This is a genomic window from Rhodococcus sp. D-46, assembly GCF_011290655.1.
Taxonomy (GTDB): Bacteria; Actinomycetota; Actinomycetes; order Mycobacteriales; family Mycobacteriaceae; genus Rhodococcus_F; species Rhodococcus_F qingshengii.
Window position 1 is genome coordinate 226,667 of sequence record NZ_JAANTF010000002.1, and the last position, 15,712, is coordinate 242,378.

Sequence of the window (15,712 nt, forward strand, 5' to 3'; positions counted from 1 at the left end):
CGGCAATCAGTTCGCTCAGTTTCTTCTGCCTCTGACCTCAGGCCGATACCTCGGAGCAAGTCCGGGGTATCGGCTTTTACAATCCATATCGAAAAGAAAATACGGGTCGCCGCGTCGACTATCGACGAAGCGACCCGTATTGCAATGTCATTCCGCGCTGAACGAGGGAATCATCATGCTTCCCATCACTGCCAAGCCGCTGACATCTCGAAGCGAACCCAGAGCATTACTCAAGAAAGAAAAAAGCATCAGATACTCACCTCCTTAAGCTGCGAGTTGGCGGATCGGAAGGTCATCCCTGCACCCACCCGTCGCTCGACAATGCAGTCAGCATCTCGAAGAAGCTGACGTGGATCGCTGAGAGTGACCCGGTGAAAAGACCAAAAACATCTTCCAAGGAACCCATTTTCGCCCTCCCTAATCTATTTGAACGGATTGAACGGGACGTCGAGGCCGAAGTCCACGGAGAGCGCGAAAGGCATTGTGATGATGGACTTGAAAGCAGTCAGCATCATGGGCAAGAGCGCCGAAACCGAACCCAGATCAGATGAATTCATCTCACATCCTCCTATTCGCTCGAGATTCCGACGAGTCCGTCGATGACAACTCCACCGGCATCGATTGACCCGTAGGCGAAATTCAGAATCGCCTGCAAGAACGGAACTAACATTTCCCACTCCTTCGCAACGGACATTCGCATGTCGTCGGTACTATTATCCGTCGCCCGTATTGCGGGATCTGGGGCCGAGCGATCACGATGTGGATGTAACCGTAGACAAAATCCTAGAACATGTGCCAGTTTTTGCGCTTTATTTCAAAGATCCCACCTTAAGTAGGATATTAGACGATTTACTCATAGGTGAACTCGTACTTAAGTCCTACACAAAATGTCGAAATCTGGCGGTTCCGCGTGGCAGGCCCGTTACAGAATGAACGGTATCGTTTCATCATGGAACGCATCCACACTTCACCGAGCTGCATTCGCCGATGATCTACGCGACCTGGCGGCAATGCCGAGGGCAGATCGTATGGTCACTGGCGATGATATTCCTCCTGATCCTGACAGCCGCACTTTCAGGCTGGTTCGTTCAGCGTTCGGGCGAGAGTTGGGACTTCGGCGACATCTGCTCACGCTGGTACGACGGAGGTGGCAGTTGCCGTGCCGACACCGCTCTCACCTTGACGACGCTTCTCGTACTCCTACTACCGTTCGCCTCAGGAATGCTGGTCGGCGTCACCACATTCGCCCGAGACTTCGAGCAGGGTCCCGAAAACCTCGATTTTCTCGAGTCCACCAGCCTTGTTCGATGGTATTTCTTGCGGGTCCTGGTGGTCTTCGTTCCCATCACCCTTGCGATGGCAGTCCTGGGCCTGGTGCTCGGCTGGACCCAGACGCTTGGCCGGGGACAGGCGGCAACAAATGAGGCCACCTCGTTTTCCTTGATGGAGTTCCCCAATTTTCAGACGACGGGAATCGTCGTCGGCGCCTACACCTTTTTAGCAATGACTACCGGCAGCGCAGCCGCATTGCTCATCCGCAACACCGCCTTCGCGATGGTCATGACTCTTCTCGCGTTCTTGATCGTGCCCGTCGCACTGAGCGCGACGATGCGCGAGCATTACTTGGCCCCCGACACTGAAGTGCAACCCATCGACGGACTGGCACGTGCAGCGGAATATGCACCGTCGCCGTATGAAAATCTCGACTCGAGGTGGGTCATCGATGCCGGCTTCGCCGATACGGATGGCAACATGATCGACGCCGATTACACAATGTGCTGGGGCTCAGACAATTCCGATCGCAAGCAGCAAGACCTCGAGGTCGACAACTGCCTTCGAGAACAGGGAATCGATCACTATGCCGTGATCTATCACCCACAGAGCCGGTACTGGCAATTTCAGTTCATCGAGACTGCCGTGATGCTGTTGTGCTCCGGGTTGATGGTGGCGCTCGCACTCGTCGGCGCACGTGGACGACGTCGGCGACCCGCCTATAACCGACTGTCCGAAATGTCGAAATCGATTTGATAGCAGCAATTTTCGATCCACATTCTCTTGTGTTCGAAACTTTGTTCGATTATGCTTTCGGCATGGACAGTCGGGATGCGTGGCAGCTGGATGGCGAGGGCCTCAAGGGGGAGGTTCTGGATCTGGTGCGTGTCCGGCACGAGTTGCAGTCGCGGTTGGTGTTGCTGATCGTGGAGATGTTTTCCCGTGAGGTTCTCGGCGGGAAGGGTTTTCGGGCGATCGCGCAGTGGTTGCATGGTTCGACGAATTTGGAGATCGGTGAGTGCAGTCTGCTGGTCGGGTTGGCGCGGTTGTTGATGCTCGAACCTGTTGTCGCGGATGCGTTTCATCGCGGTGACGTGGATGCGTTGAAAGCCCGTCAGGTGGCGTCGTTTTGTCAGCATCCGCCGAAGAACATGACCCTGGCGGATGTGGACAAGGCTCGCGGGATTCTGTTGGGGTTGGCGTCGAAGAACATCGCGGATTGCGATGCGGTGCGGGCGGCGATTCGGCGGATCGAGAAGCAGTACGGCAAGCGCGAGGACGGCGTCCCGGTCGGCGAGGATTCCGAACGTAACGAGTTCTACGCCTCGAAAGGCTTGTACGGGCGGGTCACTGTGAAGGGTGATCTGGATGCGATCAACGGGGCCCGGTTGATCACGTTGTTGTCGAGCCTGTCGGCTCCGACGCCGGAGAAGGACGGCGTGAAGGACACCCGTACGCCGGCATTACGGCGTGCGGACGGGTTTTGCGAGTTGTTGCGCCGGTACGAGCGGGCGGGGTTGGGTCCGATCGAAGGCGGGGTGAAACCGCACATCACCGTTACCGCGTCCGCGAAAGACATGACCGACCTCAAGGCGTTGAAAGACCTCCTGCCGTCCACCGAAGAACTCGGATTTGCGTGGACCGATTGGGTGGGCCCGATCAGTATCGACACTGCGCGGATGTTGGCGTGCGACTGCACCGTGACGCGGATCTTGTTGGACGAGAATGGTGTTCCGCTCGACTGCGGCAAGGAAGTGAGAACGGCGACGGCGCCGCAGCGGCGGGTGTTGGCGGTTCGGGATGGTGGGTGTGCGTTTCCCGGGTGCGGAACTCCGTCGGGGTGGTGCGATGCCCATCATATTGTTCACTGGAACGATGGTGGCCCAACAGATCTCGACAACCTGATCTTGTTGTGCGGTCATCACCACCAGACGCTGCATCACACGGAGTGGCGGGTGGAGATCGGACCGGATCGAAAGACGGTGTTCTATCCACCGATGTCGATCGATCCGTATCAACAGCCGATCGGCGGGAACAGCCCACCCACAGCGGCGTGAATCGCGACAATCGAATACATCAGCACCGGGGACGAACCATGCCCCGGTGCTGGTGCACGTTTCTGGTCAGATCCCAACCCCTCAAATCCCAACCCCTCAAATCCCAGCCCCTCAGATCCCAGCCCTTCGCACGAGAGCGTCAGTGGCAGAAGGGGATACAACGTCAATCGCTCGTAACAGCCCCGCGTACCGCGGATACAGCTCGACGGGACGCGTATTGATCGCCCTCAAGATCCACGATGCAGCTTGATCGGCCGTCAGCGCCGGCTGGCTCACGTAATCCGCCGTCGGCGCGATCATCGGTGTTCGTATGAGTGGGAATTGCACTGTGGTGACATCGACACCGGTGCCGTGACATTCCGCGCCGAGGCTTCGGCCGAATGCACTGAGAGCAGACTTCGACGCGTGATAGGCGCTGAACCTGGGCATCACGCCCGCAGTGACTCCCCAGGTTCCGACGTTGATGATGTGTCCGGACTTCGCCTCGAGCATCGCGGGCAGTAGCCGCAACGTCAGTCTTGACGGCCCGAAGTAGTTCAGCGCCATGGTGCGCTCGTAGTCATGGAATCGGTCGACCGAATCCAACGCGGTACGCCGGATCGAGCGACCCGCATTGTTGACGAGGATGTCGACCGACCCGAATCGATCCGCGATCGTCTCCGCGAGTTCGTCAACGGCTTCACCGCGGGAGAGGTCCGCAGGCACGATGTGTGCCCATCCTCCCCTGCGGTGAATCTCGTCCCGTACGTGTTCGAGGTTTTCCTCACCGCGCGCGACCAGGATCATCTCGGCTCCCCGACGAGCCAAAAGATGAGCTGTCGCCTCACCGATCCCCGACGAGGCTCCCGTCAGGACGATGGTCTTGTCGGAAAGCGTGACGCCGCGAGACGGAACAAGTGAGCGCAGACGCGTCGGAGGTCTCAATGCAAGATTGCTGAGAATCGATCTGATCACGTCGGCCTCGGTTCGATCTTCGCGTGCGATTCGGTGCGAACCCGTCCCTGAACAGCCCACTTCGGACGCACCGCGGAAATTACTCAAAAGTAAGTTATGGCGCCGTTTCGGCCGTGTCAAGAATTCGTCGGGATTCAGGAGTATCTGCCACTAGCTTTTCCTGATACCTCGGGTTACATTAAACCCAGACCGAGTGCCAGCGATCACACAACCGGCCCTCGATTCCACCGAACACCGCGAGAAATACCAGCGGTGACCGAAACGAAGAGGAGACGCCATGACGCTCACATCGCCGCTCGACAAGCGCGGAGAAGCATCCGACGACTCGTACAACGAGACGCTTCGACTCCTGTCCGAGGGCTCGGTGCACAAGCACTTCGACCCGTACCTCGACATCGACTGGGACTCCCCCGAGTTTGCCGTCGTCCCGAACGATCGCCGCTGGATCCTCCCGGCCGAGACTGACCCGCTGGGCGCACACCCGTGGTACCAGTCGCAGTCCGAGGCCAGGCAGATCGAAATCGGCATGTGGCGCCAGGCCAATGTCGCGAAGGTCGGTCTCCAATTCGAGAACATCCTGATCCGCGGCATGATGCAGTACGTCTTCTCACTGCCCAACGATTCGGCCGAGGCGCGCTACTGCACGCACGAGTCGGTCGAAGAGTGCAACCACACGATGATGTTCCAGGAGATGGTCAACCGCATCGGTGCCGACGCTCCCGGGATGAGCCGTCCGATGAAGATGCTTGCACCCTTCATCCCCCTCGCTGCGGGTCCGTTCCCCGAACTGTTCTTCGTCGGTGTCCTCGCCGGTGAAGAGCCGATCGACCACATTCAGAAGAGCATCCTGCGCGCCGGCGGCCAGATTCACCCGATCATGCAGTCGGTCATGGCCATCCACGTAGCCGAGGAAGCGCGTCACATCTCGTTCGCGCACAAGCTGCTGAGCCGTCGCATCCCGCTGATGTCACGCCCGAACCGGTTTGTCCTCTCGCTGCTGTTCCCGATCGTCATGCGCATTCTCTGTGACGCCATCGTCATCCCGCCGAAGTCCTTCTGGAAGCAGTTCGACATCCCGAAGTCCGTGAAGAAGGACCTGTTCTGGGATCTGCCCGAGTCGCGACAGACCCTGCGCAACTACTTCGGTGACGTCCGCATGCTGGCCACCGACACCGGCCTGATGAACCGTGCCTCGCGCCTGGTGTGGAAGGCCTGCAAGATGGACGGCCGCGCATCACGCTTCCGTAGCGAACCTCACCGCAGCTCGCACAACGCCGCCGCGTAGCTCCCGGACAGTCGAGATCGGACTCATAGCGCCATGCCACACGTAGTCACGCAGTCCTGTTGCAGCGACGCCTCGTGCGTCTACGCCTGCCCGGTCAACTGCATCCATCCGACGCCGGACGAGCCGGACTTCCTCACCGCCGAGATGCTGCACATCGATCCGCAGGCCTGCGTCGACTGCGGCGCATGCGTCTCGGCCTGCCCGGTCGACGCCATCGTCCCCGAGTCGAAGCTGACCGACCCGCAGCGAGTCTTCCTGTCCATCAATTCGGACTTCTACAAGGAAGAGCGGCCCAGGCCGCTTCTCGCCAAGGTCATCCCGGCAGCCCACGTCGACAAGGGCCGACCGCCGTTGCGCGTTGCCATCGTCGGTTCCGGACCGTCGGCGATGTACGCCGCGGACGAGTTACTGACTCAGCCTGACGTGCAGGTCAACGTCTTCGATCGCCTTCCTGTGCCTTACGGCTTGGTTCGCGCCGGCGTTGCTCCGGACCATCAGAAGACCAAGCAGGTCACTCGCTTGTTCGACAAGATCGCCGCACAAAAGGGTTTCGAGTTCTACCTCAACGTCGAGATCGGCAAGCACATCTCGCACAGCGAACTGCTCGAAAATCACCATGCGGTGCTCTACGCAGTCGGCGCTTCGTCCGACCGTGGTCTCGGCATTCCGGGCGCTGATCTGCCTGGCACGGCCTCGGCCACCGACTTCGTAGCCTGGTACAACGGCCACCCCGATCACGCCGACGACGTCTTCGACCTCTCACATCGCCGCGCGGTCATCATCGGAAACGGAAATGTCGCGCTCGACGTCGCTCGCATTCTGACGGCCGATCCCGAGAAGTTGGCCGGTACCGACATCTCCGCTCACGCACTCGCCGCTCTGCGGAAGAGTCGCGTCGAAGAAGTTGTCATCGTGGGTCGACGCGGAATCGCGCAGTCCGCGTTCACGGTCCCCGAGTTCACCGGCCTGATGGCACTGCCGGACATCGAACTCTCTGTCGGACCCGACGACATGGTTCTCGACTCGGCCACCGAAGAACTGGCAAAACGCGACGAACTCCCGCATGCCGTCGAGCAGAAGTTGCGTCTCCTCGAAGCCCTGAAGAACCGCGATCACGTCGACGTCGGCAACAAGCGCATCACGTTGCGCTACCTGCTCACGCCGACCTCGATCACCGGCGACGATCAGGTCAGCGGAATCGAGTTCGCGCGCAACGCTCTTGTCGACGCAAACGGAACCGTGCAGATCGAAGCAACCGGCGATACCGAGACCATCGATACCGGCTTGGTCCTCACCTCGATCGGCTACCGCGGAGTGCCCATCCCCGGCGTCCCGTTCGACGAGCGTGCGTCGGTCATTCCGAACGAGAACGGCCGAGTCCTCGAAGCTCCGAACGGTGATCCCGCCACCGGGGTCTACGCGACCGGTTGGATCAAGCGCGGACCGAGTGGGTTCATCGGCACCAACAAGTCCTGCGCGCAGGAAACGATCAGGATGCTCGTCGACGACTTCAACGACGGACGCCTGACCAACCCGGTCGCCGACGACTCCGCAGTCGATCGTCTGGTCCGGGCGCGACAGTCCGACGTCGTCGACCGCGAGGGCTGGCATGCCATCGACAAGGCGGAACTGGAACGCGGCGCTGCGCACGACCGTGTCCGCGAAAAGGTTCTGGATCAGGTCGAGATCACCTCCATCCTCGACGCTGCGGCCCGGGTGAAACCGACGCGTCGATTCGGTCGACCCGTTCGCGCTCGCTGATCCGCTACAGGTAAACAGCTACTTTCACGCACACGGCCCCGCCTGCAGACTCGTCTGCCCGGCGGGGCCGTCTGCGTTCCGGCAGCGTCCCACTCAGCGAAAATTTTTGCCCGTCAGCGGCCGAAATCGTGTAATACTGCAACCTGTTCCAGTAAGCGGCACAGCGGGCCCACGATCCCCCGGATCAGGCTCGCCAACCAGATGAGGATTGCATGAGCGAGACTGCAACGCCGGCGCCGAACGGGAGTGTGACGCCTGCAGTAGAGGGTTGGTTCACCACCGGCGACGAACCTGCTCTGATCGGCACGAAGTGCCAATCCTGCGGCACCATTTCCTTCCCTCGTGAGGCGACGTTCTGCAAGAACCCGAGCTGCTTCAGCGAGGAGTTCGACGACGTGGAACTCTCCCGCCGCGGCACTGTCTGGTCGTACACCGACGCGCAGTACCAGCCCCCGCCGCCGTACATCCCGCGCTCGGATCCGTACGAGCCTTTTGCTCTCGCAGCAGTCGAACTGCCCGAGGGCATCGTCATCCTCGGCCAGGTGGCCGACGGATTCGGCGTCGACGATCTCAAGGTCGGCAATACCGTCGAATTGGTTGTCGAGCCGCTGTACACGGACGAAACCGGAGTACGTACGACGTGGCGCTGGAAGCCTGTCGCCGCCGATCAGGAGTTGCAGTCATGAGCAAGGACGTCGCAGTACTCGGTGTCGGTATGCACCCCTGGGGCAAGTGGGGGCAGTCGTTCGTGAAATACGGCGTTGCGGCCGCTCGCGCCGCGCTCGCCGATTCGGGTGTGAATTGGCAGGATGTCGACTTCATCGTCGGCGGCGAGACCGTCCGCAACGGGTACGGCGGATACGTCGCCGGAGCCACCTTCGCCCAGGCACTCGGCTGGAACGGCGCTCGCGTCGCCACGTCGTACGCCGCGTGTGCGACGGGAGCCCAGGCACTCGACACCGCTCGCGCACGAATCCTGGCCGGCCTCAGCGAAGTTGCCCTGGTCGTCGGCGCCGACACCACGCCGAAGGGCTTCCTCGCTCCCGTCGCCGGTGAGCGTTGGGACGACCCGGACTGGCTGCGCTTCCGCCTCATGGGTATGACCAACCCGGCGTACTTCGCGCTCAACGCGCGTCGTCGCATCGACCTCTACGGCGCCACCGCGGAGGACTTCGCCAACGTGAAGGTCAAGAACGCCAAGCACGGACTCAATAATCCGAATGCGCGCTACCGCAAGGAAGTCACCGTCGAGAACGTGTTGGCCTCCCCCGTGGTGTCCAATCCCCTTCACCTGCTCGACATCTGCGCGACGTCCGACGGCGGCGCCGCAATCTTGCTGACGTCGATGGAATACGCCCGCAAGATGGGCATCGCGGAACCTGTTCGCATCAAGGCTATTTCGACGGTCACGCCGACGTTCCCCCAGACGATCATGGACATGCCGAACTTCTCCACCGATTCCAGCTCCGCCGTTCCCGCTCCGGAGCGCACGTTCAAGGAATCCATCGGCTACGCCGCATACGAAGAGGCCGGGATCTCTCCCGAGGACGTCGACGTCGCCGAAGTCTACGACCTCGCTACCTCCGTGGAACTGGACTGGATCGAAGACCTTGCCCTCTGCAAGCGGGGCGAGGCCGAGCACCTCCTGCGTGCGGGTGACACCAGTATTGGAGGCCGCGTCCCGGTCAATCCGTCCGGCGGTCTCGCGTGCTTCGGCGAAGCCGTTCCCGCACAGGCACTTGCGCAGGTGTGCGAGCTCACTTGGCAGCTTCGTGGACAGGCCGAAGGCCGTCAGGTCGAAGGCGCCCGCATCGGTATCACCGCCAACCAAGGTCTGTTCGGACACGGCTCCTCGGTAATCGTTTCCGCCTGACCCTGTTCTACTTTCGTGGCGGTCGCACACTCACCCGTGAGCGGCCGCCACGATCACGTCTGCCACTGCCCCTGGCTGTGAGACCAGCGAGGCATGGGAGGTCGGGAGTTCGCTGGTGTTCGCGCCCATCCGGTTTGCCATGAACCGCTGCGCCGATGCGGGGATCACGCGATCCTCACCGGCAACCAGATACCAGCTCGGTGTGTTCGCCCACGACGGTGGCCCGCCGAGCTCGAGGTTCGCCCACAAAGCCGCAGACTTCTGATGCGCCAACATCGTTGCCGCTGTCTCGTCGGAAACATCCTGAGCGAAGACGGAATGGAAATACTCGTCCGTGACGTAGCCGTCGACGTTCTTCCCGCCGATCGCGTGAGGATCGTCGACGATCTTCAATCCCAGAGCCGGAGGAAGCAATTGGCTGCCAGGAAACCTGATGGGATCGATCGTGATCTGCACCGGCTCACCCTGAACCGGAGCAAACGCCGCGATGTACACCAACGACTGCACCTTCGGGTCGTGAACATTGGTGATCACCGCGCCGCCGTACGAGTGTCCGACGAGCACGACAGGTCCGTCGATGTCCGCAACCGTCTTCTCGATCACGGACGCGTCGTAAGCGGGCCCGCGTAGAGGATTGTCCGGCGCCACGACGCGATAGCCACGCGAACGTAGGTCGGCGGCAACGCCGTCCCAACTGGTCGCGTCGGCAAAAGCGCCGTGGACGAGAACGACGGTTGGCTTGGGGCTCGCCACCGCAGCGCCGGAGCCGAAGATCACTCCAGCCGCGACTGTCATGAGTAACGCCAGAACTGCGGTGAATACACGTGAGATCTTCATGCGTTTCCTTCACTCTCGTCGAAAAGCGAGAAACTGCGGTAAGCCGGGACACGCCCGTTTCGATCCTAGAAATACCTGGTGCGACGGACGTGACTGTCCGTGCAGACTTTTGAGCTCACACTGCACAACTTCTGGTTGAGCGTCCGCATCGCGGGGTATCAGGGCTGCATGGCTTTGCTCCTGGATACTTCCGTGTTGGAGCCTGACCAACGCGCGGACGCCTTTGTCGACGCGATGGGTCGTGCCTCGGTTCCGTGCGCAATCCACTTGGAGAACCCGGAACGAGTGAGCGCGAGAATGAACGTGTGGAACCTCGGTGCAGCATCACTGTTCCGCTCCGAGTCGACCGGTATGCGGTTGACCCGAACACCACGTCACGTCCGGTCCGCGTCGATGCCCGTCCTTGCGATTGCCCTGCAGGAGAGCGGGATCGGCCATCTAGTTCAGCACGACGAACAACGCAGAGTGCCCGCCGGTGAACTGTTGATGACGGACCTGACGTCGACCTACGATTTCTCTTGGCCGGGAACGGGCGCTTCCCAGTGCCTCTACGTTCCGATGGATCGGCTGGGACTGCCGATCGACACCGTGCGGGACGCAGCTACCCGGCCTCATCACAGCAATCTGTACCCCGTGATGATCGCGCACGTTCGTGAATTGTTCCGCAGCGCCGCTCTGTTGGAGACCGATCCTGCCGCCGAACAATTGGGCGAGGCCTCGATCGAACTCGCGCGTGCTTTGGTCGCTTCGATCGCACATGCGAATCCTGACGCATCCGCTCCGAGATCGGCCCTTGCCATGACTTCGATCCGTCGATACATCCGTGAACACCTTCACGATCCGACACTGAATCCCGCACGAATTGCTCACGCCCACAACATCTCACTGCGACAGCTGTACAAGATCTGCTCGGACAACGGCTTTCGGATCGAACAGTGGATCATCACCCAGCGCCTGCAGAAGGCTCGGGACGAACTGGCTCGACCCGCTACCGTCGATCTGCCGATCGCGACCGTTGCGCACCGGGCGGGGTTTGTCGACGCCGGACACTTCAGCCGACGCTTTCGACAGGCCTACGGGCTGAGCCCGACTCGTTGGCGTCAGCTCCGCAATTGAAGCAGCTTCACAACGTCTGACTGACCACGACTTTCGGCATTGTCCAACGCGGTCTTCCCCGATGCATCGCGGATCGAGGGATCTGCCCCCGCGTCGAGAAGCTGAGTGATCACGTCGATATAGCGCGCCGAACCATCGCCGTACACAACGGCTTCGAGTAGCGCCGTCCACCCGGGATCGTTGACGTGATTGACCGGAACCCCGGCAGCGATCAGCATCCGGACGCTCTCGATATGCGCGTGTTCACTCGCGGGAATCAGCGCCGTACCGCCGTAACGGTTCACGCTGTCGACGTCCGCGCCGTGGGCGAGCGTGAGCGCCAGAATCTCTTTCAAACCCTCGGCTCCGGAATACAGGAAGGCCGAATCCTGGATGGAATCCTTCGCGTTCACGTCTGCTCCGGCAAGAATCAACGTAGAAGCCGCGGCGACGGCGTCGTTCTTGGTGGCCTCGACGAGTGGAGTCCGTTCGCCCTCGCCGCGAGCTTCGATGTTCGCGCCCGAAGCCAGGGCCGCGGTGATCGCTGCCGGATCATTGCGGTCCACCGCATCGAAGAGTGCCCGTTCGGATTCCGGCGTCGATGGCGGCTTTACGCCCGTAATCGATACAGCTGCCGTTGTCGTCGCTGACGCGGCGATCGTCGACGTCACCGGGGTGTCGGACGAACTGCAGCCGGCCAACGCCCCGGTCACTGATACCGCGAGGATAACGCAGACGAGGACAGACCTACCCGGAAGCGCCGTCACAGCGGATTACTTTCTTGGACAAGAGTTTCAAGCGTCATCCTGACGGCGTCCAGATGTTCGGCCATCGCCCTGGAGGCGTGGTCGTAACTGCCGGATGCGATTCCTTCGACTATTCGTTCGTGTTCCTCGTTCGACCTTTCCTGGCGACCGGCAACAAGATTGAGTGTCTCGGACTGCCTTGTCAACGCTTCACGAATATCGACGATTACCGACTCGAAGACCCGATTCCTACTGGCTTTCGCGATCAGTCCGTGGAACTGCGCATCGAGTGCGACCCATACGAGCGGATCATCCTCGTCACGCATCTGCTGGACCAGTCCGCGGAGGGCCGTCAACTCCTCCGCTGTGTGCCGTTGGGCAGCCCACCCTGCGGCCGGAATTTCAACATGCGGCCGCGCTTCGACCAACTCGTTGGCCGCGTAGCTGCCGAAGTCGAGGTCTCGCGCTATCGAATCGCTGACGACGAAGGTGCCGAGCCCGGATTTCGTCTCGGTGAGCCCGAGGGCATGGCACGAGCGCAGGGCTTCACGGATGACCGATCGACTGACCCCGTGTCTTTCGGCGAGGGACGCCTCGGACGGGAGACGCTCTCCGACTGCCAGTTCGCCGGAGGTTATTGCGGCACGGAGGTCGGCGAGAACCGCCTCGGCAGCACTCACCCGCGAGGCGACGGGTCGCCTGGTGGCCCAGCTGTCTGACAGGTTCATGCCGTCATTGTTGCGACTGCCGAAGACCCGCGTCAAACATCGCACCTGATGAAGGGTTGACGTGCCGGAGTGAGCGAGGTAACAATTACACCTGTCAGACAGCCTGATAGCCCGATAGCTGGGCGGGACTACTACTCGACCGTCAGCGCTGCGATCCCGAAATACACCCACCGCGCAGAGTGATGCTTGCGCGAAGAGACACGAGGAATTGATCAAGTGCTCGAAACGCGAACAGAACACGATCTGCTCGGCGATCGCGAGGTTCCAGCCGATTCGTACTGGGGTATCCACACCTTGCGCGCAATGGAGAACTTCCCGATCACTGGTCGAACAATCTCCACGAACCCGCATCTGATCCGCGGCATCGCTTACGTCAAGTGGGCCGCAGCCAGCGCAAACGAAAAGCTGGGCATCCTCGACCGCCCGCGCGCGGAGGCCATCTCACAGGCATGCAAGGAGATCGTGGACGGGCGGTGGCACGAACAGTTCGTGGTGGACGTCATCCAGGGTGGCGCCGGCACGTCGACGAACATGAATGCGAACGAGGTCATCGCCAATCGCGCGTTGGAAATCCTCGGCCACCAGCGCGGCGACTACGAACGGCTTCACCCCAATGAACACGTGAACCTGAGCCAATCGACCAACGACGTCTACCCCACGGCCGTGAATATCTCGACGATCTTCGCGATCGATGACCTGCTGGATGCACTTCTTACACTCCAGAACGCATTCACGACCAAATCTCTTCAGTTCGCCGACACAGTGAAGATGGGACGCACCCAACTGCAGGACGCCGTGCCGATGACCCTGGGTCAGGAGTTCGGGACCTACGCGGTCATGATCGAGGAGGATCGGGCGCGTCTGGCTGAGGCCGCTCTTCTCGTTCACGAGATCAACCTCGGTGCGACTGCTATCGGCACTGGCCTCAACGCACCCGCCGGCTACGCCGAGGTGGCCTGTTCCGACCTGGGCGCACTGACCGGACTGCCGCTGGTGTTGGCAACGGATCTTGTCGAAGCGACCCAAGACGTGGGCCAGTTCGTCCACCTCTCCGGCGTCCTCAAGCGGGTCGCTGTGAAGTTGTCCAAGGTGTGCAACGATCTCCGGCTGCTCTCTTCGGGCCCGCGAGCCGGATTGAACGAGATCAATCTTCCACCGGTGCAGGCAGGTTCGTCGATCATGCCGGGCAAGGTCAATCCTGTCATTCCCGAAGTCCTCAATCAGGTCGCGTACGAAGTCATCGGCAACGACGTGACGATCACGATGGCTGCGGAATCCGGTCAGCTCCAACTCAACGCTTTCGAGCCGATCATCGTGCACTCACTGTCCGAAGGAATGCGACACCTCGGTGCGGCTTGCCGCATTTTGGCGGACCGGTGCGTACTCGGCATCACGGCTAACACCGAACTGCTGCGCGCCCGAGTCGAAGACTCCATCGGCCTCGTCACCGCGCTCAACCCCTACATCGGATATACCGCGTCCACTCGGATCGCCCAGGAGGCGTTGATTTCCGGGCGTCGCGTCGCAGATCTCGTAATCGAAGCCGGCCTGCTCGACCGAGAGGAACTCGATCGGTTGCTCAGCCCCGAACATCTCGCCAATCTCCGCGTTTCGGGCGAGAAGCCTCATGCCACCGCTGTTGCGGAGGAGGTTTGATGACCGTCGAACGGGAAGAGACAGGCCGCGCCGAAGCTGCGACTGAGGAGGATCTTGGGTATCAGAAAGCGCTCGGCCCCAGGCAAATTCAGATGATCGCGATCGGTGGTGCGATCGGAACCGGCCTTTTCATGGGTGCGGGAGGGCGACTACAACAGGCGGGCCCGGCCTTGGTTCTCGTGTACGCGCTGTGCGGATTCTTCGCGTTCCTGATCCTGAGGGCACTCGGCGAACTGGTGATGCACCGACCGACCTCCGGATCCTTCGTTTCCTACGCACGCGAATTCTTCGGCGAAAAGATGGCTTTCGCTGCGGGCTGGTTGTACTGGATGAACTGGGCAATGACTGCCGTGGTCGACGTCACGGCTGTGGCGTTGTACATGAACTTCTTCAAAAAGTACTGGGCGCCACTGGGACACATCGATCAGTGGATGTTCGCTCTGATCGCGGTGTTGCTGGTTCTCGGACTGAATCTCGTGTCCGTGAAAGTCTTCGGAGAGTTGGAGTTCTGGTTCGCGTTGATCAAGGTCGTGGCCTTGACCGCATTCCTCGGGTTCGGTGTCTATTTCGTACTCTTCGGCACGCCCATCGAAGGGCATTCCTCCGGATTCAGCCTGATCGCCGACAACGGTGGGCTGTGCCCCAACGGAATACTGCCGGCAGTCGTGGTGATTCAGGGCGTCGTGTTCGCCTACGCTTCAATTGAACTCGTGGGGACCACGGCTGGAGAGACCGAAAATCCCCGGAAGGTGATACCCAAGGCGATCAACACAGTGATCATTCGGATCCTCGTCTTCTACGTGGGGTCGGTCCTGCTGCTCTCACTGTTGCTCCCGTACACCGAATACCACGCCGGTGAAAGTCCATTCGTCACATTCTTCGGTTCGATCAACATCCAAGGCGCAGATGCGATCATGAATCTGGTCGTTCTCACGGCGGCGTTGTCTTCCCTCAATGCCGGATTGTATTCGACCGGACGAATACTCCATTCGATGGCGACGGCCGGTTCGGCGCCTGCCTTCGCTGCCAGAATGAACAAAGCCGGAGTGCCGTACGGGGGAATCGCACTCACCGGCGTGGTCATCCTGTTCGGCGTCGGGCTCAATGCTGTTGTCCCAGCGCAAGCCTTCGAAATAGTCCTCAATCTTGCGGCACTGGGCATCATCAGTGCATGGGCGGTAATTGTGCTGTGCCAGTTGAGGCTCTGGCAACTTGCGAAACAAGGCAAAGTCACTCGCCCTTCCTTCCGCGTATTCGGCGCACCGTACACCGGGATCGCGACACTGGTCTTTCTTGCGGTCGTTATCGTGTTGATGGCATTCGACAACCCTGTTGGAACGTGGACCGTCGGATCCATCGCGATCATCGCACCGCTCTTGATGATTGGTTGGTACGCCGCCAGGAATCGTATTCGCGAGTTGGCCATCCACCACCCCGCAGCTTGACGT

Annotated in this window: 14 protein-coding genes; 9 read left to right on the forward strand and 5 right to left on the reverse strand. The window is 60.8% G+C overall.

The window, feature by feature from the left end:
- Positions 1–422: 422 nt before the first annotated feature.
- Positions 423–557 carry a hypothetical protein gene (locus G9U53_RS33880; RefSeq protein ID WP_256082940.1) on the reverse strand — a complete coding sequence of 45 codons (135 nt, stop codon included), beginning with the start codon at positions 555–557 and terminating at the stop codon, positions 423–425.
- A gap of 484 nt (positions 558–1,041) precedes the next feature.
- Between G9U53_RS33880 and G9U53_RS05730 the strand changes: the two genes are divergently transcribed.
- Both G9U53_RS05730 and G9U53_RS05735 read left to right on the forward strand, forming a co-directional pair.
- A complete protein-coding gene (locus G9U53_RS05730) occupies positions 1,042–2,028 on the forward strand; it encodes a hypothetical protein (RefSeq protein ID WP_165638432.1) in 987 nt (328 codons plus the stop codon).
- Positions 2,029–2,090: 62 nt separating this feature from the next.
- Complete coding sequence (locus G9U53_RS05735) at positions 2,091–3,329, forward strand: HNH endonuclease signature motif containing protein (protein ID WP_165638433.1); 1,239 nt, start codon at positions 2,091–2,093, stop codon at positions 3,327–3,329.
- 111 nt (positions 3,330–3,440) lie between these two features.
- Here the strand turns inward: G9U53_RS05735 and G9U53_RS05740 are convergent, their stop codons facing one another.
- The gene (locus G9U53_RS05740; RefSeq protein ID WP_165638558.1) at positions 3,441–4,343 is read right to left on the reverse strand and encodes an SDR family oxidoreductase; all 903 of its coding nucleotides are present in this window, start codon (positions 4,341–4,343) and stop codon (positions 3,441–3,443) included.
- 217 nt (positions 4,344–4,560) lie between these two features.
- On the opposite strand from G9U53_RS05740, the gene G9U53_RS05745 reads away from it, so the two are divergent.
- From G9U53_RS05745 to G9U53_RS05760, 4 genes are all read left to right on the forward strand, one after another.
- Positions 4,561–5,568 (forward strand): diiron oxygenase, encoded by a 1,008-nt coding sequence (locus G9U53_RS05745; RefSeq protein ID WP_003943163.1) that lies wholly within the window; start codon positions 4,561–4,563, stop codon positions 5,566–5,568.
- A gap of 33 nt (positions 5,569–5,601) precedes the next feature.
- The gene (locus G9U53_RS05750; RefSeq protein ID WP_165638434.1) at positions 5,602–7,329 is read left to right on the forward strand and encodes an FAD-dependent oxidoreductase; all 1,728 of its coding nucleotides are present in this window, start codon (positions 5,602–5,604) and stop codon (positions 7,327–7,329) included.
- A gap of 212 nt (positions 7,330–7,541) precedes the next feature.
- Positions 7,542–8,015 carry an OB-fold domain-containing protein gene (locus G9U53_RS05755; protein WP_007730419.1) on the forward strand — a complete coding sequence of 158 codons (474 nt, stop codon included), beginning with the start codon at positions 7,542–7,544 and terminating at the stop codon, positions 8,013–8,015.
- The gene (locus G9U53_RS05760; RefSeq protein WP_165638435.1) at positions 8,012–9,202 is read left to right on the forward strand and encodes a lipid-transfer protein; all 1,191 of its coding nucleotides are present in this window, start codon (positions 8,012–8,014) and stop codon (positions 9,200–9,202) included. Before G9U53_RS05755 ends, G9U53_RS05760 begins: the two co-directional genes overlap by 4 nt.
- A 30-nt stretch (positions 9,203–9,232) precedes the next feature.
- Here G9U53_RS05760 and G9U53_RS05765 read toward each other — a convergent pair whose 3' ends face one another.
- On the reverse strand, positions 9,233–10,039 hold the full coding sequence (locus tag G9U53_RS05765) for an alpha/beta hydrolase (protein ID WP_007730412.1): 807 nt from the start codon (positions 10,037–10,039) through the stop codon (positions 9,233–9,235).
- Between the two features lie 99 nt (positions 10,040–10,138).
- Between G9U53_RS05765 and G9U53_RS05770 the strand changes: the two genes are divergently transcribed.
- Positions 10,139–11,155 carry a helix-turn-helix domain-containing protein gene (locus tag G9U53_RS05770; protein WP_347570804.1) on the forward strand — a complete coding sequence of 339 codons (1,017 nt, stop codon included), beginning with the start codon at positions 10,139–10,141 and terminating at the stop codon, positions 11,153–11,155.
- Here G9U53_RS05770 and G9U53_RS05775 read toward each other — a convergent pair.
- Together G9U53_RS05775 and G9U53_RS05780 are read right to left on the reverse strand one after the other, a co-directional pair.
- Positions 11,140–11,901 (reverse strand): ankyrin repeat domain-containing protein, encoded by a 762-nt coding sequence (locus G9U53_RS05775; protein ID WP_165638436.1) that lies wholly within the window; start codon positions 11,899–11,901, stop codon positions 11,140–11,142. The genes G9U53_RS05770 and G9U53_RS05775 overlap by 16 nt on opposite strands.
- Positions 11,898–12,608 carry a FadR/GntR family transcriptional regulator gene (locus tag G9U53_RS05780; protein WP_050655023.1) on the reverse strand — a complete coding sequence of 237 codons (711 nt, stop codon included), beginning with the start codon at positions 12,606–12,608 and terminating at the stop codon, positions 11,898–11,900. Before G9U53_RS05780 ends, G9U53_RS05775 begins: the two co-directional genes overlap by 4 nt.
- Before the next feature lie 216 nt (positions 12,609–12,824).
- On the opposite strand from G9U53_RS05780, the gene G9U53_RS05785 reads away from it, so the two are divergent.
- Positions 12,825–14,264, forward strand: coding sequence for an aspartate ammonia-lyase (locus G9U53_RS05785; protein ID WP_058038379.1), 1,440 nt, complete (start codon positions 12,825–12,827; stop codon positions 14,262–14,264).
- A complete protein-coding gene (locus G9U53_RS05790; RefSeq protein WP_165638437.1) occupies positions 14,264–15,709 on the forward strand; it encodes an amino acid permease in 1,446 nt (481 codons plus the stop codon). Before G9U53_RS05785 ends, G9U53_RS05790 begins: the two co-directional genes overlap by 1 nt.
- The last annotated feature ends 3 nt before the right edge of the window (positions 15,710–15,712 follow it).